Below are 24,509 nucleotides of genomic sequence, written 5' to 3' on the forward strand. Positions count from 1 at the left end.
CTGCTGCTACGCCGCCAGCGGCAGGTCGTCGTCGTCACGGGGGACGGCCCGGAGCTGGCATGCCTGGGCCCGGTCGAGGGCGGAGGCGAGCGCCTGGACGGCCTGGTCGGCGGAGTCCTTGAAGAGGTGGCCGTAGAGGTTGATCGTGGTGGCGAGGGTGGAGTGCCGCAGGGTCTTGGACACGATCGCGAGAGGGATGTTCTCGGCGATCATGATGCTGGCCGCGGTGTGGCGCAGGTCGTGCAGCCCGATCTTCGGGAGGTCGACTTCGGCGGTGCGCTTTCGGAGCTGGTCGAGGACCCACTGGGGCCGCAGCGGCGTTCCGCCCGGGCGGGCGAAGACCAGGCCCTCGAGCCGGGCGTCGGGGTGGGCGGCCATCTGGATCGCGGCCTGGCGATGGAGGGCGGCGATGACCCTGGGGGAGAGGCTGATCCAGGCGCGGCTGGCCTCGGTCTTGGGCTCGCGGAGGTGGATCTTCCCGTTGTCGATGGCGGCCAGGGTCCAGCGGACGTAGAGCTTGCGGTCCATGAGGTGGACGTCGGACCAGTGCAGGGCGAGGATCTCGCCGCGGCGCATGCCGGTGCCGAGCATGACCTCGAACAGGTCGGTCAGCTGGTCCGCGTACTGCTCGGCGCCGTGCTGCAGGAAGGTGGCTGCCTGCTCGGGGGTCCAGCAGGTGCGCTCGGCTGCGCGGGGCTTGGGCGGCACGGAGTGCTTGGCCGGGTTGTAGCGCAGGCGCCAGGAGCGCACGGCGGCGTTCAGCGCGTTGCGCAGCGTGGACACGGCCCGGTAGACGGTGACGCGCCCGCGATTGGCCTCCAGCTGGGCGGAGACCCAGGCGTCGACGTGCTCCGGGCGCAGGTCGAGGAGCCGGAGGAGGCCGAAAGCGGGGATGAGGTCCCGCTCGACGCACGCGGCGTAGCCGGCGTACGTGTTCGGCGCGAGGTGCGGCTTCCTCGTGGCCAGCCACTCCCGCAGGTAGCTCGCGACGGTGGTGCGGCGGTTCTCGTAGACCCCGCGCAGCTCACCGTCCAGCACCGCCCTCATCTCGCGGGCCGCCTCGGCGCGAGTGGCGAACCCACCGCGCCGGCGGGTCTTTCGCTGCCCGTCCTCGGGGGCCAGGTCGACGCAGTACGTCCACGACCCGTGACCCGCCTCCTCCAACAACCGCACACACCACGAACCCAACTGCCTCCCGTGCCCGTCCGAACAACCACACCGCCGGTACACCCGACCACGCTGCGCACGCTGTCCCATGAGCTTCCCTTCTCCCGGGCTGAGTGGTGCCCCTGGGGCAAGAGTGGCTGCCGTGTCGGGTGTGGCGGCAGAGCGTGCGGGGCGGTGCACGAAGCACTCAGAACCAGACGGCGAAGACACGCCCAAGGCGACACACCGCCCGGAAGATCACCATCCGTAGCCACTGGGTAAGCGACCGTGATCCGCTCGCAGGAGCCGGCCCCGCGAGCTGGCCGGAGCCGTCGGCGCAGCGAATGTCGGGATCGCACGGTGGTGCTTGCTGAAGGGTCGACAGATCTCGGTCACCGGCAGTAGCCGCGGCGGGGTGGTCAGCTTGGGGACCATTTTGGGACCACGCCCGATGAGCGCTCATGAACGCTGATGGGCGAAAACGGGCGCTTGTGCGCAAAGTAAACACTGAGCCACCGTCAGAAGTCTGTGGCGCCACTTCCACTGAGAGTCTCCAACTCACGTGCGCCTCGGGATAGTTGAGCAACAAAGAAGCTAAGACCTTGAGGTCTCGGCTGCCGACAATAGTTGAACTGGGGGTCAAGGGGTCGCAGGTTCAAATCCTGTCGTCCCGACTTGCATCACTGCAGGTCAGAGGCCGTTTCCGCCGGATGGCGGAGACGGCCTTCGTGGTTGGTGGTCGCAGTGTGGTCGTGAACGCTCGTTCACGTCGCGGCCGGAGGGCACAACCTGCACTCGGGGGCATCTCAGGGTGGCTGGCTCGTCCTTCGCTGGCGAGTTGAGCGCAGCTGACAGGCCGTTCGGACGCGGTTCGGCGTCGGAGTGACGTTGATTTTCCTGTGGGCGGGCATGCCTGTGAGACCCGCGGCATCCGTTTGTGGGCGGTTGCTTGAGTGGACGTCAGCTGCAGACCGGCTGCCCGGTGTTCTGCGTACCCCTGGCATGGGACGTGGCTGTAGTGCCGTCAGGCGGCGTGGCTGAAGAGCGGGTTCGGTGCCGGGCCGATGAGGCCGAGGACGTCAACGCCGCGCGCGCGGGCTTCGACGAGGCAGAGCCTGGCTTCGATGGTGTGGACCGCGGCCATCGCCACTTCCCAGGTCAGGTGGCTGTAGATGTTCGCAGTGGTCGAGAGCGTAGAGTGCCGCAGAGTCTTGGAGATAACCGCCATGGAGACGTTGCCCTCCAAGGCGAGGGTCGCGGCAAGGTGCCGCAGGTCGTGGATGGTCACGTGGGGCAGGTCGGTCTGCTCGCGCAGCTCGTGGAAGCGCCGGCGGACCGCGGCCGGGTGGAGGGGCCTGCCGTCCGTGCCCTGGAAGACGTGGTCGTTGTCGGCGGAGGTGTTCCTGGCCATGGCGCGCTGGAGGGCGGCGGCGACGCGCTCCGACAGGGGCACCCAGTTGCGGCTCTTCTTCGTCTTCGGTGCGGTCAGGACGAGTTCGTGGTTGTCGATGGCGGAGAGGGTGTGGCGGATGTACATGACGCGGTCCTCGATCCGGACGCACTGGCGTTGAAGCCCGAGTGCCTCGCCCTTGCGCAGGCCGGTTCCGATGATGGCCTCGAAGAGGTCGGCGAAGGCGGGGTCGACGTCGCGGCAGTGGGCGAGGAAGGTGACGGCCTGCTCGGCGCTCCAGGGCACGCGCTCGTCGGCGCGGGGCCGGCGCATGGGCAGGGGCTGGGCCGCGTTGAAGGGGAGCCGGTGGGTGCGGACGGCGGTCCCCAGGGCGCTGGAGAGCGTGGCCAGGCAGTGGTAGACGGCCTGGCGGCCGCGGCCGGACTCGAGCTGCTCGTGCGCGTAGGCGGCGATGTGATCGTGGGCGAGCTCCTCCAGGCGCAGCTTGCCGAACACGGGGATCAACTCGCAGAGCACGTAGCTGCGGTAGCGGGCGTAGGTGGTTGGCTTGAGCAGGAACTCCATCGACTTCAGCCACTTGGTGAGGTAGGCGGCCACCGTCTCGTGCGGGTCGGCGTCGAAGCCTAGTTGGCGGCCTTCGAGGAAGCGGCGCAGCGCGCTCTCGGCGGCGAAGTCGTCCTCGAAACCGCCGCGGCGTACCGTGCGCCTGCGACCGCTGAGCGAGGGGATGTCGACGGCGAAGGTCCACGTGCCGTGCCCCTCCTCGACCAGGCGCGGGCATCCGGCGCCGAGCTGACGCCGAGCCGCGTCGCGGCATCCGCACCGACGGTAGACCCGACCCCGCCGCCGCCCCGAACTACGCACCACGTTCTCCTGCCTCCTGCGGCCCTGACTTTCTCAATCAGCCCGCGAGGCTACAGATTTCACGCCTGGATGGCCGACTGCGACCACCATGCGATCACCAACACGCAATTTGTGGCCTGACCTGCGACTTCCGGTGAGCACCCGCACCTGGACTTGATGGCTGCGCCTCGTGCAGCGCGGCGCGGTTCCTGGCAGGTCAACGCTGGCGCCCTGTCACCCTCGGTAGTTGATGTCGCCTACGAAGGCGTGCTCTGGCCGATCTCCCGTTACGCTGCGTTGTCGGCGTTGGTACGGCGCCGCCAGGCGTCGGCGTTCCGCACGGGCCCGAGCCCATCTGGAGCCACGCCTCGATCTGGTCGAGCCATCGAACAAGCAGCCGTTGGCGGCTATGACGCCACCATCACCAGTGTGGGAATGAAAAGGAGTGGGCGAGGCAGACTCCGACGGTCAACGATCCGATATTAATATTGCCCAGTCTGAAATGGGTCGCCCGTTGCAGCGCCACGCGAGGTTGTCTACCTTCACTTCTCGCGCCAGCAATCGCGCATTGGCGATCTCCGCCCAGCACTGCACGGTTGTGCTTGTGATCGAGCAGCCTGTGCGACAGCGAACGCTTCCGCGGCTCGGGCCTTCGCCCTGATGGGAGGACACGCTGATACTGGATCTGCTTGATCCGGAGGAAGCGAGAATACCGCCGATAGCGATGAAGGACTACTCGGACGAGTTCAGGGCCGATACCGTGGCCCTGTACGAGTCCACGCTCGGAGCGACGTACAAGGACATTGCCGCTGACCTGGGCATCAACAGGGCGACGATGCGTGAGTGGGTGCTGCGGGACCGCGAACGCCGCGGCGTCGTCCCCACCGTCCCCAGGTCGGGCGGGAAGGCGGCGGCCCTGGCAGGACAGTCGGCCGTGGCCGCCGATCTGGCAGTTGGAGGCCCGTGTGGCCGAGCTCGAGGCCAACGAGCGGAAGCTGGCCACCGAGCGGGACATCCTGCGCAGGGCGGCCAAGTATTTCGCCGGCGAGACGAACTGGTGAGCCGCTTCCAGTTCGTCCACGACCACAGGGACACCTACGAGGTGAAGCGGCTGTGCCAGGTCCTGGACGTCAACCGCTCCAGCTACTACAAGTGGCTCAGCGGTGCTGATGCCAGAGCCGTCCGCAGGTACCAGGACGAGGTCCTGGCCGAACGGATCCGCCAGATCCACGCCGATTCCGGTGGCGCCTACGGCTCGCCCAGGGTGACCGCGGAACTGCGCGGGACCGGGACTCGGATCAACCACTACGAAGCCCTACCCGCCCGCTCGGAAGCCGTGATCCATGTCGCGATGATCGGCCTCATGACCCGCCGCCTCACCAGTGAAACCACCCCGACCGGGTGCGGAACCTGAACCCTGTCAACACGGCGACACGCCCAGTCAGAACACAGGTCTCGTGGATACGGTGTCCTCCATCGTCAGGCACTGCGTAGTTGTCGATCCCCTCGTCAGCCGTGGGCCGTCTCGGCCTCGTCGTCCGGCGTCGTGGATAGTCCGGCCGCGTCGGCGAGGTCTGGGTCCTCCCCGATCTCGTCTCCGGCGGGTGTGTCCGACTCCTCGTTCGAAGTCCGGTCGCCGTCGGCGAGTGTCGGGAGGACGTATGCCTGGGCCAGCCCCGCGAGGTGGAGGGGAAGGGGGAGAGACAGGGCGGCGGCGTAATCCGGGGCCTGGCGGAGCTGGTGCATGGCGAGGGCCAGCGCCTCGGGGTCGTCGAACTTTTCCAGTACGGGGGCCGCGGAGTCGTCGTCCTCGTGGCAGCCCAGTACCGCGATCTCTACCAGCGTCGGGTTCCAGGCACTGGTGCCCGCCTGCGAGGTGAGGTTGCCTGCCGCGTTGACCCGGGTGGCGAGGCGGTCGAGTGCGGGGGAGATCGCATGGGTTCCGGGGCGTTCGGTGGTGCTGTAGAAGACCCGCTCGCGCGACGAAGCCCTGTCCCCGTACCGCTGCTGGGGATTCTGTGCCCAGAAGCCGGCCGGCTGCCCGTGGGGCTTGCCCGGATCGGCCAGGCCCCACCACTGGGCGCTCTCGCGACCGCCGCACCCGCGCACGCGGACGAGGCGGAGTTCGTCGTCCAGTCGGCCTGCCGGGGCGTGGCCGGGCTTGATCAGGTCACGTTCGGTCTGGCCGTCCTGGAGCCATGGCCAGTGCAGTCGGCTGTTCTGAGCATGGGTGATCAGTGCGGTGGGCTGCCCTCGGAGGGAGTGCAGCACGCGTTGGAGGAATGCCGCGGTCTCCCTGCGCTGTTGGGCGAGGTTACTGCGCCACTGCTTGCCGGTGACCCGAGGGGCATCGGGGCGTGCGTCATCGTCTGAAGTCTCAGGTTCCGTGAACGCTTCGGGGCCGATCTCCGCCTGTTTCACCAGACCGAGGAGGAACTGAGGGTAGGGTACCCATTCCCCTGCGGTGTCGTCCCAGCCGCGTACGGCTGCAAGGCCTTCCCCGGCCGGGAGCGGGGTGACGAGGACGGCCACAGGCATGTGTTTGGGCAAGCGGGTCGGGCCGTCCTTACGACGTTTCACCATCCACACCGCCGCGTATTGCAGCGAGTCCGGAAGATCGTCACCGAGGGTGTGCTGGGGCAGGACGCGGACACCGAGCTGGCGCAGTCCGTCGAGCCACGAGCTGTACGTGCGGTGGTCGAGGCTTTCCGCATTGTCGATCTGCCGATCGGTGGACGGGGTGACAACGAACTGAGTCAGCAGGCCTGCGTCGGCGCACCCGAGGCGGATGGCGAACTTGGGGTCCGTCGATGCCGGGCGGAATGTACTGCGGTGTGCGACTTCCACGAGGGCGAGTTCGGGGCGGGAGGGGTCCGCGCCGTCCGCGCGGAGCCAGGCGCGCAGGGCACGGCGCCGTTCGGCGACGGCAGTCGCGAGCGCCGCGCCTTTGCCCTTGACTGCCGGGTCGGGCACGAGTCGGTCGCCCAGTCCGTCGGCGAGGGGCAGGCAGCGCAGCCGGAGTGTGACCTCGGCCGTCCGCCACTCCAGGACCACCGGTGCTCCGGGCGTGGCCTCGTCGAAGTCCCGGTCCGTGACGTGGGCGGCACTGGCGCCGCCGTCGCCGTCGAGGCCCAAGGCCTTGGCGAACTGTTCCACTGCCTCGCCGCGTACCTCGGGCGACTGCCACAGCAGCCGGGTCTCCACCACGGGCGGGCCGGCCTGCTCCGGTCCGTGGGAGGCGATCCGGGCCTGCGCCGCGAGTGCAACGCGCCGTGCCTGGGTCTCACGCAGCAGCTCGGCCTTCTTGGCCTCGTCTGTCCTGGGCTTGGGCCGCCGGTTCTCCGGCGCGCCGATGCCCTTGCCGCGTCCGCGCGTGAGGTCGGGTACCCGGGCCACTGTTTCAGGAAGGGCCTGCTCGGCCCATTCGGTGAGCTGGGCTCGCTGGTTGGGCATGAAGCCGCTGCCGATCTCGTGCTTGCCCATCCTGGTGCTGTGGACCACGGCGGCGCGGACGCCGCGGCCCTCGCCGATCCAGGAGACCGGTTCGGTGAGCAGCTGTTCGGGGTCGGGGAAGTTGCCGGCGAGGCTGAGTCCGCGCAGGATGCCGGCGGTGTCGTTCTCCGACCAGACGAAGGTGTCGGCGGCGCGGTCGCGGCGCAGGCGTGCCAGTGCGTAGCGTTCGGTGGCCGGTGCGCCGGGCAGCCAGGGGATGGTGGGTCGCAGGTAGACGGTAGTGGCCTCTCGGTAGGGCAGGTTGAGGCGTTTGGTGGTGGTCCGAGGGTGGGTCGCCCAGCGGCGTACACCCCAGTGCAGGTGGAGACGCGGCCTGGGGTCGAACGGCGTGGTGTGCAGGGAGATGTTCAGGAGGACGGAGAACCACCACTCCCTGCGTTTGACGGTCCGGCACAGGGGCTGCGACATGAGTTCCGCGCCTTGGTCGCGAGGTCCGCGGGGCAGTGCCCGGAACCGCAGCTCCCCACCCTCGAACGGGAAGGGGTCGAGGGTCAGGATGCGGCGTGCCAGGGCGTCGGTGGCGAGTTGGAACTGGCGCGGTTCCGGGGCGGCAGTGCCGCCCCGGGTGGTCGGGGTGGTGAGGAGTTCGACGCCGCCGACCGGCTGCCACTTGGGCAGGTTCTGCTTCAGCTCGGTGCTGCTCGCGAGCAACAGCGAGCGGAACCGGGGATCCTGCGCGGAGTCCCTGGGCCCGAGGGTACGCAGCCAGGCGTCGAGGAGTTGCTGCAGGGAACGGCCCGGGAGGGGGTCGGGCGCCGAGGCCGGTACATACATCCAGAAGTCCTCGGCGACCTGCGGCCCCGGTTCCACGGGGATCCGCGGCCGGGGGCGGACGATCACGTCGGGGGCGAGGGTCTGGAGCACACCGTCGAGTCGGCGGGTGGGCAGCGTCGGCTGCCGCTTCTCCTCGTCCCGCCCGTGGTTGTGCAGTTCGAGGAGTCCGGCGTGCCAGTGTTCGGGGAAAGGGAGTGCGTGGAAGTCCTCAGTCCAGGGGGTGCCCTCCTCGGCCAGGTGGTACGCGGATCGGCGGATGTTCTTGTACATGTAGCTTCTCCCTGCGATGTCCGTACGTGGCGGGTGCGGTTGGCCGCTAACAGTGCTGCCCAGGGCAGTGGTTGACGTGCTTCAGTCGACCGATCGTGGGCCGGGTGATGTCCCCATGGCGCACAGTGCTTCGTACAGCGGGCGGTAGAGCAGCTTGACGAGTGCGGCGTCGGCGGGATCGGTGCGCGCGCCGTACCCGACGGTGCCAGTGTCCGTGTCGGTGTGCGCGAAGTACGGCGCCAGAACATCCCGTAGCCTGACCAGCAGCCCGGGGTCGCCTGCGCGGCGTGGACGCCGGCCCTGGCCGGTGAAGGGGGCCTGGGCTGCGGCGAGTCGCGGTGCGAAGGCCGCGTCCACGAACACGACGCGGGCGGGTACGCCACCGCGGACGAGGCGCCCGATGACCTGCCAGATGGTGACGAGTTGGTCCCAGACGAAGGACTTCTTCTCGTCATCGGAGAGCGAGGAGTAGATGTAGGGCCGTGACAGTACGTGCCGCCACACGCCGCGTGCGGTGGTCCTGAAAGCACTGCCTGCCGCGTTCAGGTCCCCGGCCTGGGTGACCATGTCGCTGAACGTCCCTTCGCCCGGCAGCTTCAGCTGACCGCGTACGAACCGCGTCGCCCAGTCGTTGATGGCGAAGACCGCCAGGGAGAGGTCGTCAGGGCGGGGGTGCGGACGGACCAGGAAGAACACCGTTCCGAACGCCGCCACCTTCTCCTCGCCGGGCCGTTGGGGGGCGGTGAGGATGTTGTGTCCTCGTTCCACGGCGAGGAGGGGCGCCACGAGCAGTTCGGCGTCCGGGTCGTCGGCGAAGGACGCGAGGTCCCCACGCCGGACCGCTCCCGCACCTGATCCCGTGCCCGGCACCTGGTTCCCCGTCGGCGCCGCCCCGTCGACGGCGGCCTCCAGTTCGGCGTCGTCGGCGACCAGAACGCGTACCCGGCCATGCCAGCGCGGGATCTCGTTCAGGGCTGTGGCGGCCACCTTGGCTTCCGTATAGCTGCCCACCAGAAGCAGAGCCCGCTTGCGGCGCTGGTCGGGGATTCGGGCGAGTTCGCTCTGGAGCGGGGAGGAGTTGCCGTCGCTCCGTGACCGGGCGAGCCGGTCGATCATCAGGCGCAGGACACCCTCGCGCTGGTCGGGGTCCTGGCCGGAGAGCCGGATCGGCTGTCCTGCGGCGTCGTAGAGGAACTCGGTGCGGAACACGGTCTCCCGGATGGCGGCGAGAGCCTTGCGCTGCGGTTTCAGTACGGCACGGACGGGGGCGAGGACATGGGCCCGGGTAGAGGTGCCGGCCCAACTGGTGCCCGACATCAGCAGCACGTGTGGGCCTGCCTTGCCGAGGCCTGGGTCGGCGCCGAGCTGGGGAAGACCCAGGAGCAGTTCCCGGCCCACGCCCGCGCAACGGAAGAAGCGCAGGGTGCCGGTGCGGTGCCCGTCCTTGTCGCGGGCGGCGGCCCGTTCGTTCACCAGGTACTGGAAGCCCAGGACGTTGCCCATGGGCGCTTCGGGCAGCAGTGGCGCGTAGTCGAGGGGCGGGCGGCGGGTCAGTTCATGGGCCGCGGAGTCCAGCCGTAGCGCTGCCTCCACCTGGGGCCACAAGAACGTCACCCGGTCCAGGCGTTGGTGCAGGGCGGCGAGGACGAGGGTGAACTCCAGCCGCCGTGCGTTGAGTTCCCGCCACTCCGTGGTGAGTGGTACGTCCTCGGGGGCAGGCTTCTTGCCTCGCTCGGCGGCGGGCACGGGGCGCTGTTCCGGGCCCGGCGCTCCGACGAGGAAGGAGTCGAGGAGCGCGCGGACACGGCGCCGTGTCTGTTTCTCGTCGAGGGTGTGCAGGACGTCGTGGGCGAGGGCAGTGAGCTCGTCGGTGGGGGTTCCATAGGGGCCGCGTCCGCCGAGCGGATCGTCGCGGAACGTGTCGAAGAACCCGGTGATCTCCGTGCGTCGCTGCGCCCAGGGAGCGTCGGGGACAGGGGAGTCGCCATCGGCCCCGAGCCCTTCCTCATCCTCGTAGAGTGCGCTCTCGTCCTCGACGTCCCCTTCGCTCGTGCTGTCCGGTCGCCCGGCGGCCTGGCCTCGCGTCAGCGGGTACCAGGCGTGCAGCAGCTTCTCCTGGAGCGTCCACGCACTGAAGTAGTCGATCTGCGCCCAGTCCCGCATCGCTCCGTCGTCGATGAGCATGGCGTACAGCCGGTCCGCGGCGGAACCGACGACGTCCAGGGCGGCGGACCACCGTTCCACGTCCTGGTCGGAGAGCTGCAGCCGTCCCTGCCGGGCGAGTTCGGCGATCTCGTGGGTCTGCAACTGGTCGAGCCAGGAGTCGGAGACACCGGTGGTGACGAGGGTGGCCGACGGGGCGAACATCTGGTCGAGCTGCATCTGTACGCGGTCGGCCTCGTCGACGACGACGATGTCGCTGCGCAGGCAGGCCAGCTCCAGATAGCGCAGGCGCTCGGCGTTGAGCTGACGCGGAACCGCGGTCTGGACGAGACTGGCCGGGTTGGCCACCCAGATCAGCGCGTCCACGAGGTCACGCGCGGCGGAGTGTCGGGGGCAGACGCTCCACAGCGGGCAGGCGTGCGGGGTGCCCAGGTCCTCGTCGTCGGCCTCGGTGTCGTCCGTGGCGCCCTCCCTGTCGACGGAGCCTCGGGCTCGTTCGAGCTCGCGTACCGCCCGCTCGGCCGCGGGCTCCTCGGCGGTCTCCTGGCGCCGAGCGGGGTGAAGGGCACCGCACGGCGCGTCGGTGTAGCGCAGCGGCTCGGACGTGTCGAGTGCGCGCAGGGCATCCAGCGGGCAGGCGGTGCTGAGGTGGGCGAAGACGGGTCCGGTGTGAGCCAGCAGGGAGTGTTCTCCCCGTGCGGCGAGTCTGCGGTGCAGCCGCTGGGTGTGCTGGGGCCGCGTCGTGACCCCCTGCACCGGGGCGGCGCTCAGGCCGAGCGTGCGGAACAGCTCGGTCAGTGTCAGCTGTTCGGCCACATCGCCGACGATGAGAGTGATGCGCAGGCCGTTGTGGTACGCCCAGACGGCGAGCAGGGTCATCAAGCTCGACTTGCCGGCGCCGACCATACCGACGAGGTGGGTGAGCCGGTCGAGCGGTAGCGCGGACGCCGACTCGAAGGCTCTCCCGTCCGGGGTACGGGTGTCGAGATCGAGCTGGGCGAGACGCTGCTCCCAGTTCCCCGCCTTGAGCCCCCGTCGCTGCTCCTCCGCGTCCATCCACCGTGCGACGTCGGCGAGCTCGTCGAGCGGTACGTCGAGGGGGCCTGCTGTGGCCGGGTGTTCGGCGGTGAGGGGGTGGCCGGGGAGGGGGGGCCGCACGAGATCGGCGGGGACGGTGACGGAAGTGCGTCGGTGACGGCGGTCCATGAAGCGGTGTTCGCCCGCCTCCGCTGGGGGAAGCCCCTTCGTGGCGAAGCCGGGGAGGTTCGCGAGCGCGTCGTCGTAGGTGGTGAAGCGGTCGGCCGCCACCTTGAGGGGGACCCGATGGGCGGGCTCCCCGGCCGCCGGGACGCGGTACGCGCGCAGCCGTTCGGGCAGCTCCAGGTAGGCGTCCAGACTCTGCCGCCACATCCGGCCGCGGCGCATGGGCCAAAGCAGGTGTCGGGCCGCGGTCAGCGCGACCTGTTCGGTGGTGCCAGTGGGGAGCTTCGAGGCCCGCGCGAAGGCGAGACCGTAGCCGCCGAGGAGCGTCCACGCCCCGTCGGCAGCGTGACCGGGCGCCACGGTCTCCATCAGTCGCAGGGCGAGCTCGACCTGGCAGAGCAGAGCGGGCCGGGTCCCGGCGTGTTCTTCGGGCCAAGGCTTCAGTGCGGCGACGACCGGCTGGTACCAGCTGCTGCGGTCACGCATGGTCTGCTCCCTGCTTCCCGGCGCCGCCGGTCGCCGCCGTCTGGTTTCCGGACCGGGACGACGCTGTGCGGGCCCCGTCGTGCTCCCTTGCCGGAGGCACGGTGTGCAGGGGCGCGATGGACGTGTCCGGCCCGCGTTCGCCGGACAGCCGCAGCCGCGCGGTCCGTTTCAGCTGGTCGTCCGTCAGCAGCCGCAGACCGCAAGCCCCCGGGCCCCGCTCCTTGGCATACATGGCCAGGTAGTCGCGGCGGGCGCGCACCCGGAATGCGGGCACCACCCAACAGGCTTCGTCGTACGGAGGCTCGGGGCGGACGGCCGTGGCGGCGCGTCCGAGGAAGGCGGGGTGAGCCCAATCCTTGACGTCGACGGCCCACACGTGACCGTCGGGGAAGGTGATGCGAAGGTCGTACGCGTCGAAGCCGGGCCACATCTCGACCGTGAGACCCAAGGCGCGTAGCTCGTCCTCCAGGGAGACCTCGGCGCGTCCGGGCCCGGTGACGAACTGCCTCAGAGGTTTCCGCAGTTGACGCAGCTCGCCCACCTCCGACGCGACGAGTTCCCGGCCGTGCGGCGGGGGACCTTGGTGCCGGCACTGGTCGCGCTCGCACCACCACTCGGTGTCGGACACCGGATGGAGCAGGGTCAGGCAGCGATGACAGCACAGGTACGCGCCGTTCCGGCGGAATCCGAGGGGGACGGGGGCGTAGATCTCCTCGATGAGAAAGCGCACGGGGTCGAGGAAGAGGTCGGTGCTCATCTCGGCCCAGTCCGCTTCGGTGAGGACGGGCCGATTCACCAGGAGACGACGGAAGGCCGTGTACGACTCGGGTGACGACACGGCCCGGCAGGCGCGCAGGGCCTCATGGATCACCAGGCGGTCGTACTGCCGTCCGGTGCTGTCCCCATGTCCCCGCACGGCGAGCTCGTGGCAGAGCTGCGTGGGCTCTCCGGAATCCTCGTCGATCATCCGGTCTGCGGTGTCGAACAGGTCCGCGGGCAGCCGGTCGAGGGGCCAACTGCCCAAGGGACGGGCGCGGGCCCAGCGCATCATCTCGGGCACCCCGGCCGGGGGCTTGGCGCCGCTGCGCAGGCACTGGAGCACCAGGGCATCCAGGGCCCGCTGCGCGCCGGCCGGGTAGGGCAGAGTGAAGGAGTCAAGGCGGTCGACGGCCGCCAGGTGCAGGACGGCGGTGGCCACGTCCCGCAGAAGGACGACATCGGGGTTGGACAGCCAGTCCGGTACGAGCTGTTGGTCAGGCATGGGGCGGGGCGTCTCCTCGCGGCGAGGTCTGCGTGTCGGGGTTCGACGGGCGCGGATGGTCAATGACGTAGGCGGTGCCGGGCCGACACCACGTCCGGGCCTGACAACCGTGGCAGTGGCGTCCGCTCCTCGGTTCGTAGGTGGTGTCGTCCAGGAGTGGCTGGGCGAGTTCGGCGATGACGGCCCGGGCTTCGTCGACGATCTCGGCGCGGCCGGGGTCGATGGGTTCGAGTCGACTCTCCCCACGGACCTCACGCAGATGCTCCAGTTCGACCCAGGTGCGGCGCGGGTCGTCGCCGAGCGCACCCGCGTGGAACAGCAGGACACCGAGGGCGAGTTGGGGATAGGTGCGGAGCAGGGAATCGCGTTCCCACAGCGGCCGGGCCGACGTCTTGGTCTCGCGCCAGATCCACCGGCCGCGGTGGGTGTACACCAGGTCGGGTACAGCGAGGACGACGATGTCGAGTTCTGGCACGTAGGCCGTGACCCGATGCTGTACGAGCACCTGCTCGTCGGCGTCAAGTCCGTTGAGGGGGCACAGCAGTCGATGTTCCGCGAGCATCCCGGCAGCCTCGCGTGCGGAGGTGTCGTCGAGTCCGGCCCTGGCCCGTACCGCCGTCGGCTCGGGGATCTCGCGGTCCCGGCAGCCGCGCACCGGGCGTTCGGCGTGCTCTGCGTCGAGCCAGGCGTCGACGGCTCTACCGCGCCGTGCCCCCCGGTCCTCGGCCGAGAGGTCGTTGAGGTGCAGTCGTCGCACAAGGTGGTACTGGGCGGGGCACTCGGCGTGCAGCCGCAGGTCCCAGACGGAGACGGAGCGGCGTTCGCGTGCGAGAGCCGGAGGGCGCCCGCCCCACAGCCGCGGGGTGCGCTTCAGATCCGTGCAGCCGGCGATGGCCTTGCAGTCGACACAGCTCTCCCCGGGCCGCACGCCGGGTTCGGTGGCAGCCGTGACGAAGGCAGGCGCAGCGTCGGTCCTGAACCGCTGTCTCGCCTCGTCGGGGCCTTCGGAGAGCAGCTCCTCCACGGACCCGTCGGCGCACCCGACGTCGAAGACACGGACCAATTCGGGCAGGCAGGTGCTCTCGGTCGCGGTGGGCGGGGGCTGGGCGCGTTGTTTGCGGCGAGGCGTGGGCGCGCCGAAGGCCATCACCTGCGCCACGGCCCCGAGTTCCGCGTCGGGGCGGCCGGTCTTGGCCCGGCCCATGGAAGGCAGCCACAGGTCGCGCACCCTTCCGTCGGAGGAGGCGTACATGCGGCCCCAGAGGGTGTGCTCGTACTGCCGGGCGCCACGGGCGTCGGGAGCGTCCGTGCGGTAAGTCCGCCACGTCCATGGCTGCTTCACCGGCTTGGTCGGAGGCAGCCCGGCCTCGACGGCGGCTGCCTGTTCGCGGGTACGGGCGGCCACGTAGCGCTCCAGGGCGTGGGCGGTCCAGGCCAGGTGGGCGGGGTGGACTGGGGCGCCCCATCCCCGGAAGGGACCGCGGGTGCCCCGGAGTTCCTCGCGCACCCGCTCCACGGACCACCCGTCGTGTTCCAGTAGGTCGAGGGCGGTGAAGAGCGGGCCGAACCCGAACCCCTCGCGGGGTGGCCGCCGGAACGGCACGGCCGGATCGGCGACGAGCAGGGGCCGCATCGCGGTGCGTCGGTGGGTGGGACAGGCCGCGTCGTCGGGTCGGGCCATCCGGGGGCTCGCCCTGATCAACCAGTCGTGGCCGATGACGCCGGGTGGGTTCTGCATGGTGACCCCCGTGGCAGGCGGTGTGGGCAGGAGTGGTGCCCAGAGCAACGGGAGTCCGGGGACATCCGGGCACCACTCGAGCATGGCACAAGATTGTGAACTGAGTCCATGGACGGCTCGCGTCTAGAGTCTTTCACGCTACGCTGGTGAGTCATATGCGCAGTGCGAAGGGGCACGGTGGTGGACGCGGATACGTACAAGCCCGGCGTGGGTGATCTGGTCGACGGGCGCTACGAGTTGAAGGACTCTCTGGGCAAGGGAGGGATGGCCCAGGTCTGGCGGGCCCGAGAGGTGTCCGGGGGGCGGGAGGTGGCGGTGAAGTTCCTGCGCCACGACTCCGAGGCCCTGTACTGCCTCGACCCGTATGAGCGTGAGGCCGAACTCGTTGTCAGGAACGCCCGGTTCCGGCGCGAGGCCAACCTCCTGGGCACGCTCGACCACCCGGGCATCACCGAACTGTACGGGAGCGGATCGCACCGGGGTGTCCCCTACATCGCCATGCGCCTGGTGACCGGAGTGAGTGTACGGACCTTCCTCGACGAGCACAGCCCGCTGCCTCTGGCCACGGCGGTCGCCGTCGCGATTCAGGTGGCAGGGGCATTGGCCTGTGCACACACGCTCCCGGTCGTGCACCGAGACCTCAAGCCCGCGAACATCATGATCGATGAAGAGGGGTGGGCCGTCCTCATCGACTTTGGCATCGCCAAGCCGTTGCACGCTGGCGCCACCCGTTACACGGCACACGGTTCGACACTTGGCACCCGCGGCTATCTGGCACCGGAGCAACTCCTGGAACGCGAGCCCACCACGCGAACGGATGTCTACTGCTTCGGCTGCATCTTCTACGAACTCCTCACCGGGCGGCCCCCGTTCCCGCTCGGCGCGGAGTCCGGCCTGACCGACAAACACCTCCACGAGGAGCCGCTGCCACCGAGCACGTACGCCGCGGGCATCCCGGAGCCGATCGACGATCTGGTGCTGCGCATGCTCGCCAAGAAGCCCGAGCAGCGCCCGGCCGTTGACGAGGTCCTGGAAGTCCTCGACCTGTTCGCCCCGGGGGTTGGCGATCCCGAGCCCCGGCCCCGCACCCACCCCGACCCCACCGCCCCCATGCGTCGGCCGCGGGACCGGGCTGCTCGTCCGCGCCCGGTCGCTCTCACGCCGCCTGTCGCGTCCGCACCGGCAGATGAGTGGCTGGACGCCCGCGTCGTGGAACAGCTCTGCGCGCAGGCCGAATCGGAGATCGCGACCGGCGAGCCGGGCGGCGCGATCGACCGGCTGCACGGTCTGACAGAACGGGTCCGCGAGGAGTGGGGTGAGCGGCGGCCTCTGGTGCGCCGCGTGTGGCAGGGGGCTGCGGACGGATTCCGCCTCTCCGGCAATTTCGGCGCTGCGGCCCGCCTCTACCAGGCCGTCGACGACGGTCTCATTCATGGGGAGGGCCCGGCCGAGCGGGCCGATCGCGCGCTGATTCGGCTGCGCATGGCTGAGTGTCGACTCGCCTTCGGGGAACTGAAGGCGGTCATCGCGGCGGTCGACACGGCGGGCCGCACCGCCGCTGGCCTGCCACCGGAACTCGCGGCTCGTGTCGAGGCCGTACGCCGCGCGGTCGACGCCCAGCTCACGGCCCGCCTGGCCGAGCCCAGGCGAAGGGAGGCGTGACGCCGACTGGTGTGGGCGAGCCGATGTGCTACGCCTGGTTGGCCAGCCGTCCCGCCGCCAGCTCGTCGCCGAGGTCGCGGACGAGGCTCGTGCCGAGGTCGGCTGCGCGACGCAACAGCCGTTCGAAGGCGGTGAGTTCGCGGAACGCCTCTCCGTAGCGCCGCTGTTCTCCGAGGGGGATCTGGCGGATCTGGAGACGGCGGACGTCGATGCGGGAGGAGCTCGTGGTGTGGGTGCCGGCCTGCCGGGCATTGGCGGGAGCCCGCAGCGAACCGGCGAGGAACCAGGCGTCGAGCTGTTCGGGCTGTACTCGCACGGCATGCAGTTGGGGGCCGAGGGCGGTCGGTGGCCCCTCGTGGACCCAGGCGGAGAAGGCACGGGCGACGCCCACCACCACGATGTCCCCGGGTTCGGCGATGACGGCCTCGCCGGCCGCCGCGGTGCCGGGAGCGAGCCAGCTGCGGGGTTCGCCGTCCACCAGAAGATCGGGGACGGTGAGGAGGGGGATGCCGTCGTCGGACGGCGGGCCGGCGTGGATCGATTCCTCCGGCGGCTGCTGGCCGCCGCGCAGGGTGAGCGCCCCGGCCCGGGCGAGCTCGGCGACTGTGGTTGCCGTCGGTGTGTCCGCCTCGGCCGTGGCGAGGTCGAGCGCCGCGAGCAGCCTGGCCGACTTGTTCACGTTCGCGGTGAGCCCGGTGAACTCCCGCCAGGATTCGGTCAGTCGGAGTGCCGTGTCTGCCGGGGGCGGGGCAATGTGGCGTCCAGGGGTGAGGTCGACCTCGTCGTTGAGGAGTTCGATGACGGGCACCTGTCGTACGTAGGCAGGGGCCTGTGGGGAGTCCGCCTCTTCGACGGCCTCGCGCACGAAAGCGCTGATCGCTGCCCAGTCGGGGGTCCACTTCTCCTCCGGGTCCCGGGGGAAGCGCGAGGCCGCGTCGGCGACCAGCAGCCGATCGCCCACCGGTGTGCCTTCCCCGTGGACGGGCATCCGCAGCACCCACAGGTGCAGGGAGACGCTGTGCGGTGCGGCGCAGCCCGGCGGCAACGCGACGACGGCCCGCAGTTGCCCGGTGCGCAGCAGCGAGCCGCGGATGCGGCGGCCGGCTTTCCTGGCCGCGACGGCGGGCGGCAGCAGCAGTACCGCGGCGCCGCCGGGCCGCAGCTGGGCCAGGCAGTGCTGGACCCAGGCGAGTTCGGGCTCGGTGCGCGGGGGAAGGCCGTGGCTCCAGCGGGCGTCGGTGGCCAACTCCTCGTATCCCCAGTCCCGTTCGTTGAAGGGCGGGTTGCACAGGACGATGTCGGCGGGCGTGCCGGAGAACGGGTCGTCGCGTAGGGAGTCAGCAGCCCGTACGGAGACCTGCGCCCACTCTTTCTCCCCGTGGCCCTCGTTCTCGGCGAGGGCCATGCGGGAGTCCGCCAGCGAAGCGAGGACGGCGTCCCGGTCGCTGCCGAGCAGCGTGAGTGCCCCGGCGCCGGACGCCCTCACGGCGTCGGCCGCGGCCAGGAGGAGATGCCCGGGGCCGCAAGCAGGGTCCATGACCGTTGTGCCGCCGGAGCTGTCCGGGCTGTCGCCCGTCACGTCGTTGGCAGCCCTGAGGGCGAGTTGTGCCATGAGGGATGCCAGCGGTTCCGGGGTCGTGGCGATCTGGCGCACATGGACGTCGAGCCAACGGCGCAGCAGAAACGCGAACGTTTCTGTGCCCCCTTCACGCTGTCCGAGATCCACGGCCCGTTCGATCAGCGCCCGTGTGTCGGCACGGATCTCCTCGCCTTCGTCGCTCGCCCGCCCGGAGAGGAGCCGTCCTACCTCGGCGATCGCGGCCCCGGTCTCGTCGCGCCCGCCGAGCGCCTCGAAACCGGGCCAGAGCCATTCCCTCTCGGCGGACTTCTTCAACTTCTTGTTGTCGCGCAGCCAGCCCTTGATGTCGGTCAAGGAGAACTGAGGGTTGGTGTCGGTGCCGGCGATCCGCTCAGGGAAGGACGGATGCCGCCGCCGCCAGTTGCTCACCGCGGCTCGTCCCACACCCGCAAGGCGGGCGATTTCGGCCAAGGTCACCGGTACGGCGCGCGACGTGGACATCTACACTCCCAGGGCATTTCTGGTGGAGGGAGGACTTTCCCCTCGGTCATGGGTGTGTGATCAAGCCACCCTTCCTCCGAACTGCATCGGCCAGCGTACATGACCATTGACTTTGTTCACAGATGCACCATGGCGGGTTTGGGGACGTACGTCGCGTTGTGGTCGGTCAGGCGCACGGGTCAGCGCGACGGCTGGCAGTGCCGCCCTGGCGTTGCCCCCGTCCGCCCGGGGCGGCTGTTCCGCCCCGATGTTGCCCATGCCCGCACAGGCCGGGCTTCGGGCCCCATCGGGTGGGTGAAGGCCGCAGGGGGTCCACTTCGGCCCACGGGACGAGTGCCTGTTCGGGGGTACGGCGCTCGGGTAGCCACACGGCGAGACGCCGCCACACCTCGCCGGCGTGGGCGGGGCGCTCGTCGGGGTCCTTGGCCAGCAACTGGAGCACCAGGTCCTCCAGTTCGGAGGAGATGCCTGCGCGGAGCCTTCCGGGCGGTACGGGCGGCTGCTCAAGGATCATGCCGGGCAGCATCAGTTCGGACTCGTGCGCGAAGACCGGTTCGCCCGTCAGCATCGCGTACAGCAGACAGCCCAGTGCGTACAGATCGGTGCGGGGGTCGACCGGCTTGCCCTGCACCTGTTCCGGTGCCATGCACTCCAGGCTGCCGGGGCGCTCACCGGTCGTGGTGAGGCCTGTGGTGTCCGGGTCGAGGAAGGCGGCGACGCCGAAGTCCAGGACCTTGACCACGCCGTCCGTGCGGATCACGACGTTGCTGCCCTTGAGGTCGCGGTGCACGACCTCGCGAGCGTGCACCGAGCCCAGGATGGAGGCGATCTGGACGCCGACCGACGCGGTCTCCTCGATGGAGAGCGGGCCCTCCTCGGCGATCCGGTCGTCGAGCGGGGCCCGATCACGTAGTACATGACGAGAAAGCGGGTGCCGTTCTCCTCGCCGAGGTCGTAGACGGTGGCGAGGCCTGCATGGTCGAGTCGCGCGACGGCCTGCGCCTCCCGGCGGAACCCTTGCGGCGTCGCGGGCGCGCTGCTCCACGTCGCCCGGCTGATGCGCGAGCGCGGGATCGCGGGTCGGCACCTGCGGCGAAGCGTGCGCACGACGGTCGCGGACCGGAGCGTGCCGCTCACCCCGGACCTGGTCGGGCGCGACTTCACCGCCTCGGCACTGGACCTGCGCTGGTGCGGGGACATCACGTACCTGCCGGTCGGCGGGGACTGGATGTACCTGGCCACGGTGGTCGACCTGCATTCCCGGCGGGTCGTGGGCTGGTCGTTCGCGGAGCACATGCGTGCCGATCTGGTCGTCGACGCCGTCCAAGCCGCAGTCGCCGCCCGGGGCGGCGACGTGCGCGGCGTGGTGTTCCACTCCGATCACGGGGCGCAATACACGTCGGAGGCGTTCGCCCTCCGGGCGGCCGAGGATCGCAACTTCGTCGTCGCCGGCCGCGACCGCCTCGGCTGGGGGTGGCGGTTGTTTTCAAGGGTGGCCGAGGATCGCAACATCTTGCCGAGGAAACGCTGGGCGAGGGCTGGGTTGTGGCGCTCGCCCTCCGGGGCGAGCGAGGATCGCAACTTCCAGGACTGGTCGACCCGCACGCGTCCGTGCTGGGGGTGGCGGTCGCTCTCCGAGGCGGCTGAGGATCGCAACGTCCGCCGCTGGCCAGTCTCCTGGTGCCTCAACCTCGAAGGGCGAACAATGCACGCGCTGCCATCCCCACCACAAACGGTCCAACGAGCCGACACCATGCAGGCCACGGGTAATCACGCACGATGTCGTTAGGGTCGGGATTCTCCTGACTGGCTCGGAGCCCCTGCCGAACTCTCCGTTCGGCGGGGCTCCGTGGTGTCTCAGGCTGCGGTACTTCTGTTCGCCGAGCAACTCGCCCCGCTGGACGTCCCTCCGCCCGAGGAGAGGTAGTCCCGGAGGCGGAGGGTGTGGTGGTCGCCGGCGTAGCAGCTGCCGTAGTCGGCGCCCCTGACTCATCGGCAGGAGCTGGTGCCGCAGGTCGAGGCGGAGCTGAACGGGCAAGTGTTCGGGATGAGCGTAGTGGTGGCGTCTGGGTGGAGGGTGTCCGCGTGGTCAAGCGCTTTGGCGAGGGCGAGGCTGGCTTCGTCGGTGGATTCCTTGAGGAAGTGGCCGTAAAGGTCAGCGGTGATGGCGAGGTTGGAGTGGCGCAGGGTCTCGGAGATGACGGCGAGGGGGACGCCAGCGGCGGCGTGGCGCAGGTCGTGCAGGTTGATCCCCTTCTCTCGTAGTCGGCGGTAGTCGCCGGTTCGCTTTCTGGCGAGATCAGTCACGCTGCGCCACAGCCGACGGTCAGTTTTTGCCACGGCTGCAACTACGAACTGCCCCCCGGTTTCACGATGCGGAGGCTAGCAGCGGCGGCCTTCCAATCGAAGAGCGAGCCCGACGGGGCACGACAGCACAGGGTCCCATAAGGGCTACCGGGTATCCACAGGTTTCATCAAATTGGCAACGCGCGAACGCAGCTCACCCTAGCCTCGCAAATGCGGTGACGGCCCGTCACCTCACCCTCCCGTTGGCGCATTCACGAGGACGAGAGGGGGTGAGAAGCATGGCCAAGTTCAAGGGGATCATGACTTCCGTGATCAGGAAGCTACGAACGCCACCGTGGCCCGACCGAGGCAACCAGGGGTTGGTGTACCTGGTCCGCCTGGCGCAGTTTGCCGCTGCCCTGGCAACCATTACGGCCCACTACCACTGGTGACCTCGGCCTCCGCCTACCCAGCGGGCACGGGGCGGCCCATCGCGGGTCGCCCCGATCCACTCCCGATCAAACGACCGCAGTGGACGATAGCCACTACGTTAGCGACAAGCCTGAAGTCATGTCGGAAACTCTCAAGTTTTAGTGCATGCGCTGGCGATGACGCAGCCCAATGCACGAAAGCATCCTTGCAGGCCACCGGCACTACGCTGGTCAATACATTGATCAGGTGACCGATCAAAATCCTTATCAGCTGGCTCCTTTGGATAGCTAGTAGGGGGACCCAACATGCCAGACAGGACCACTGCCGCGCTGAGGAGGCTCGCGCAGGCCAACCGAGACGTTGCCCGAGCCATGGCGAAGGACTTCCTCGATGGCACCAGCGCCAACGAGATCGCACGGCGGGCTCGGAACGCGTTCAGCCGGCCGATCGTCCTGGAGATGCTCAAGGCCGAACTGGCCGCCCAGGAAGTTGCGGAGGCGTTGAGCATGGACAACCGCGTCTTCGGCAAGCTGGCAAGATACGTAGACGTCGAGAACTCGGGTCGATTCGTAACGATCGCCCTTCCCGGGGTCGTGAACGCAAGCGGCCGCCTCGGAGACGCGCTCACGGTCCAGGTAGTCAGGACGATCACGGACACTGGACTCCGTCTCTGCCCGATGGGGGGCCACCCCGCTGACACCGACCCGGCCTTCATCTTGCGCCGCGGCGAAGCCGTAGAGGTCCGGAAGACTCTCTAGTCCAGGTGGTCACCCACCCACCGCCGCCCCGACACCCCGTCGCCGTGCAGCAGGGCGAGCATGCCGAGCAGAGCTTCGTGAGGGTGGACCTCGTCGATGGGCGACTGCCGGGCCGAGGGCGACGCCGAACTGCCCTGTCAGGCAGGCTGATCCGCGCAGGTGGTCCACTATGGTGTGGCGTCGGCCTGATAGGTTCCGGCTGTGCGCCCACAGGGGCCTCACACCGCTGCTTGACTCCTCCATACTGATCAGACGTCCCATGAGCGGGACCCTACTGCTGCCAGGCTTGCTATGGAGGCATGGTTCGGAACCCGGAGTGTGCACGTGACAAGCGGACCGCGTCGAAGCAAATTGTCCGATTCCGATTCCGATGCATCAGCGTCATCGGAGCGCCCCAACGTCTCGAATCAGAAACTAAGTTCGCGCTGCTCAGTCACCGTGGCGGTCGCCCTCCGGGACGACCGAGGATCGCAACGACTTCCGCATCGACCACGACTGGGACGTGGACGCCCGTGGTGATCGCCCTCGGGGGCGGCCGAGGATCGCACCACTACGTCTGCCCCCGCACGAGGCACCATCGGGGCGGTGGTCGCCCCTCGGGGCGACCAAGGATCGCAACCCGTCATCGATCAGGGCGGGCAGCACGCGGCAGCCGTGTGGCGGTCGCCCTCTGCGGCGGCCGAGGATCGCAACTCGAAGGCGTGCTGCTTGTTAGCGACATGGGCCTCGTGGCGGTCGCTCTCCGGTGCGGCCGAGGATCGAAACCTCGACAGCCTGCCCGAGGTACCTAAGGAAGCACCGGTGGCGGTCGCCCTTCGGGGCGGCCGAGGATCGTAACTCCGCTACGCGGGCCGGCCGGCCGTACCGCAGGTGGCGGTCGCCCTTCGGGATGACCGAGGATCGCAACTGCGAGTGCGAGCTCCGCCTGATCCAGCAGCTCGGCGTGGCGGTCGCCCTTCGGGACGACTGAGGATTGCAACCAGGGACCCAGCTTCCTCCAGGTCTCCGGCACCGGGTGGCGGTCGCCCTCCGGGGCGGCCGAGGATCGCAACCTGATGACGCGGATTCGCACCGCGCGGGCGAGGCCGTGGCGGTCGTTTTTCGGGGCGACCAAGGATCGCAACGACGTCGTCACCGGCGGACGGCGCATCCGCTACCGATGGCAGTCGCCCTCTGGGCGGCCGAGGATCGCAACAAGCGCGGCGACGGCGCCGCACCCGAGGTGTTCACGGTGACGGTCGATCTCTGGGACGAGCGAGGATTGCAACACTTGGGGTGGCACTTTTACCCGGAGCGGCGTGGTTGGTGGCGGTCGCCCTCCGGTGCGGCCGAGGATCGCAACGTCGTGAAGACCACCAGGTCGGCAGTCAGGTCGGAGAGTGGCGGTCGCCCTTCGGGGCGGCCGAGGATCGTAACAGGTCCTCCAGGTCCCGGGCCGCCTCGGCGCGGGGTGGCGTTCGCCCTCCGGGGCGAGCGAGGATCGCAACGCCAAAGGCCGCAAGTACAGCGTGGCCGAGACCGCCGTGGCGTTCGCTCTCCGGGGCGAGCGAGGATCGCAACATCATGGGCTTCGACGAGATGGCTCACGTCGTCGCGTGGCGGTCACCCTCCGGGGCGGCCGAGGATCGCAACCCCGCCCCCGCACCGTAGGTAGACAGCACCCTGACCAGTGGCGTTCGCCCTCCAGGGCGGCCGAGGATCGCAACGTCGCTCCGGGCGCCGGCGCCACGCTCGCGTCTATGTGGCGCTCGCCCTCCGGGGCGGGCGAGGATCGTAACCGCGCGTACGCCGGCCCGTTCGCTGGGACTGGTCCGGTGGTGTTCGCCCTCCGGGGCGAGCGAGGATTGCAACGGGCCGGTGATGTAGGCCATGGCCATCCCGTAGGAGTGGCGCTCGCCCTCGGGGGCGAGCGAGGAGCGCAACGACAATCTCATGGACTTCGAGGGCGCGGAGGCGAGCTGTGGCGCTCGCCCTCTGGGGCGGCCGAGGATCAGCTCGATGCGGGCCTCCCGCAGCTCGGAGACACGCCGGTAGCGGTCGTCTCTTCGGGCGACCGAGGATCGCAACATGGTGCTCAACGAGACAAACAACTGGGTGGCGGTTGCCTCTGAGGCGGCCGAGGATCGAAAGAAGCACGTCGTTCAGACCGCCGACCGCGCCGGACAGAGTGGCGGTCGCCCTCCGGGACGACCGAGGATCGCAACACCGCCGTGGCGGTCACCCTCCGGGACGACCGACGATCGCCACAGCGTGATCGTCGCCGTCTCGTGCAACACGGCGCGGTGGAGGTCGCCCTCCGGGACGACCGAGGATCGCAACGGAACCTACGTCGGCCCCACCCCCAGTGGTGATCCAGGTGGCGGTCGTCTTCTGGGACGACCGAGGATCGCAATTTGGCGGCCTGAGCTGCGGACATGCCCGCCATGTTGTGGCGGTCGCCTTCCGGGGCGGCCGAGGATCGCAACCAGTCCACCGGCCGCAAG

The 24,509-nt window shown here is 69.7% G+C and carries 14 protein-coding genes, 1 tRNA gene and 1 pseudogene; 7 read left to right on the forward strand and 9 right to left on the reverse strand.

Annotated elements, in window-relative coordinates; all coding sequences use genetic code 11:
- Positions 1-6: 6 nt before the first annotated feature.
- Complete coding sequence (locus tag ACFCLZ_RS28305) at positions 7-1,164, reverse strand: tyrosine-type recombinase/integrase (protein ID WP_380280486.1); 1,158 nt, start codon at positions 1,162-1,164, stop codon at positions 7-9.
- Positions 1,165-1,716: 552 nt separating this feature from the next.
- Here ACFCLZ_RS28305 and ACFCLZ_RS28310 point away from each other — a divergent pair.
- Positions 1,717-1,820 (forward strand) — tRNA-Pro (locus tag ACFCLZ_RS28310).
- Positions 1,821-2,170: 350 nt separating this feature from the next.
- Here the strand turns inward: ACFCLZ_RS28310 and ACFCLZ_RS28315 are convergent.
- Entirely contained in the window at positions 2,171-3,424 is a 1,254-nt protein-coding gene (locus tag ACFCLZ_RS28315) for a tyrosine-type recombinase/integrase (RefSeq protein WP_380280488.1), read from the reverse strand.
- A gap of 700 nt (positions 3,425-4,124) precedes the next feature.
- Here ACFCLZ_RS28315 and ACFCLZ_RS28320 point away from each other — a divergent pair.
- Together ACFCLZ_RS28320 and ACFCLZ_RS28325 are read left to right on the forward strand one after the other, a co-directional pair.
- Positions 4,125-4,271: pseudogene (locus tag ACFCLZ_RS28320) on the forward strand (transposase); the annotation flags it as partial.
- Between the two features lie 231 nt (positions 4,272-4,502).
- Positions 4,503-4,814, forward strand: a complete 312-nt coding sequence (locus ACFCLZ_RS28325; protein WP_380286310.1) for an IS3 family transposase — start codon at positions 4,503-4,505, stop codon at positions 4,812-4,814.
- A gap of 95 nt (positions 4,815-4,909) precedes the next feature.
- Here ACFCLZ_RS28325 and ACFCLZ_RS28330 read toward each other — a convergent pair whose 3' ends face one another.
- From ACFCLZ_RS28330 to ACFCLZ_RS28345, 4 genes are all read right to left on the reverse strand, one after another.
- Positions 4,910-7,957: a pPIWI_RE module domain-containing protein gene (locus ACFCLZ_RS28330; protein WP_380280490.1), complete on the reverse strand. Its 3,048-nt coding sequence runs from the start codon at positions 7,955-7,957 to the stop codon at positions 4,910-4,912.
- A gap of 81 nt (positions 7,958-8,038) precedes the next feature.
- Entirely contained in the window at positions 8,039-11,809 is a 3,771-nt protein-coding gene (locus tag ACFCLZ_RS28335) for a hypothetical protein (RefSeq protein ID WP_380280492.1), read from the reverse strand.
- Complete coding sequence (locus ACFCLZ_RS28340) at positions 11,802-13,007, reverse strand: hypothetical protein (protein WP_380280494.1); 1,206 nt, start codon at positions 13,005-13,007, stop codon at positions 11,802-11,804. The genes ACFCLZ_RS28335 and ACFCLZ_RS28340 overlap by 8 nt, the downstream gene beginning before the upstream one ends.
- Before the next feature lie 55 nt (positions 13,008-13,062).
- Complete coding sequence (locus ACFCLZ_RS28345; protein ID WP_380280496.1) at positions 13,063-14,808, reverse strand: PD-(D/E)XK nuclease family protein; 1,746 nt, start codon at positions 14,806-14,808, stop codon at positions 13,063-13,065.
- A 207-nt stretch (positions 14,809-15,015) separates the two neighbouring features.
- Here ACFCLZ_RS28345 and ACFCLZ_RS28350 point away from each other — a divergent pair, with 207 nt between their 5' ends.
- Complete coding sequence (locus tag ACFCLZ_RS28350) at positions 15,016-16,470, forward strand: serine/threonine-protein kinase (RefSeq protein WP_380280497.1); 1,455 nt, start codon at positions 15,016-15,018, stop codon at positions 16,468-16,470.
- Between the two features lie 28 nt (positions 16,471-16,498).
- Here ACFCLZ_RS28350 and ACFCLZ_RS28355 read toward each other — a convergent pair whose 3' ends face one another.
- Both ACFCLZ_RS28355 and ACFCLZ_RS28360 read right to left on the reverse strand, forming a co-directional pair.
- Positions 16,499-18,550 (reverse strand): N-6 DNA methylase, encoded by a 2,052-nt coding sequence (locus ACFCLZ_RS28355; protein WP_380280498.1) that lies wholly within the window; start codon positions 18,548-18,550, stop codon positions 16,499-16,501.
- Positions 18,551-18,716: 166 nt separating this feature from the next.
- Positions 18,717-19,637 (reverse strand): serine/threonine-protein kinase, encoded by a 921-nt coding sequence (locus tag ACFCLZ_RS28360; protein WP_380280499.1) that lies wholly within the window; start codon positions 19,635-19,637, stop codon positions 18,717-18,719.
- 12 nt (positions 19,638-19,649) lie between these two features.
- Here ACFCLZ_RS28360 and ACFCLZ_RS28365 point away from each other — a divergent pair, with 12 nt between their 5' ends.
- A complete protein-coding gene (locus ACFCLZ_RS28365; RefSeq protein WP_380280500.1) occupies positions 19,650-20,339 on the forward strand; it encodes a DDE-type integrase/transposase/recombinase in 690 nt (229 codons plus the stop codon).
- Between the two features lie 200 nt (positions 20,340-20,539).
- Here ACFCLZ_RS28365 and ACFCLZ_RS28370 read toward each other — a convergent pair whose 3' ends face one another.
- Complete coding sequence (locus tag ACFCLZ_RS28370) at positions 20,540-20,857, reverse strand: hypothetical protein (RefSeq protein ID WP_380280502.1); 318 nt, start codon at positions 20,855-20,857, stop codon at positions 20,540-20,542.
- 278 nt (positions 20,858-21,135) lie between these two features.
- Here ACFCLZ_RS28370 and ACFCLZ_RS28375 point away from each other — a divergent pair, with 278 nt between their 5' ends.
- Positions 21,136-21,288 carry a hypothetical protein gene (locus ACFCLZ_RS28375; protein WP_380280504.1) on the forward strand — a complete coding sequence of 51 codons (153 nt, stop codon included), beginning with the start codon at positions 21,136-21,138 and terminating at the stop codon, positions 21,286-21,288.
- Between the two features lie 285 nt (positions 21,289-21,573).
- The gene (locus tag ACFCLZ_RS28380) at positions 21,574-22,026 is read left to right on the forward strand and encodes a hypothetical protein (RefSeq protein WP_380280505.1); all 453 of its coding nucleotides are present in this window, start codon (positions 21,574-21,576) and stop codon (positions 22,024-22,026) included.
- Positions 22,027-24,509 lie beyond the last annotated feature (2,483 nt).

This window comes from Kitasatospora purpeofusca (genome assembly GCF_042691725.1).
GTDB classification, from domain to species: Bacteria; Actinomycetota; Actinomycetes; order Streptomycetales; family Streptomycetaceae; genus Kitasatospora; species Kitasatospora purpeofusca_B.

What these genes read in the sequence shown, in the direction of transcription:
- ACFCLZ_RS28330 (WP_380280490.1), bottom strand. Translation starts at nt 7,957, where the DNA reads ATGTACAAGAACATCCGCCGATCCGCGTACCACCTGGCCGAGGAGGGC.
- ACFCLZ_RS28335 (WP_380280492.1), bottom strand. Translation starts at nt 11,809, where the DNA reads ATGCGTGACCGCAGCAGCTGGTACCAGCCGGTCGTCGCCGCACTGAAG.
- ACFCLZ_RS28345 (WP_380280496.1), bottom strand. Translation starts at nt 14,808, where the DNA reads ATGCAGAACCCACCCGGCGTCATCGGCCACGACTGGTTGATCAGGGCG.
- ACFCLZ_RS28355 (WP_380280498.1), bottom strand. Translation starts at nt 18,550, where the DNA reads ATGTCCACGTCGCGCGCCGTACCGGTGACCTTGGCCGAAATCGCCCGC.
- ACFCLZ_RS28375 (WP_380280504.1), top strand. Translation starts at nt 21,136, where the DNA reads ATGGCCAAGTTCAAGGGGATCATGACTTCCGTGATCAGGAAGCTACGA.
- ACFCLZ_RS28380 (WP_380280505.1), top strand. Translation starts at nt 21,574, where the DNA reads ATGCCAGACAGGACCACTGCCGCGCTGAGGAGGCTCGCGCAGGCCAAC.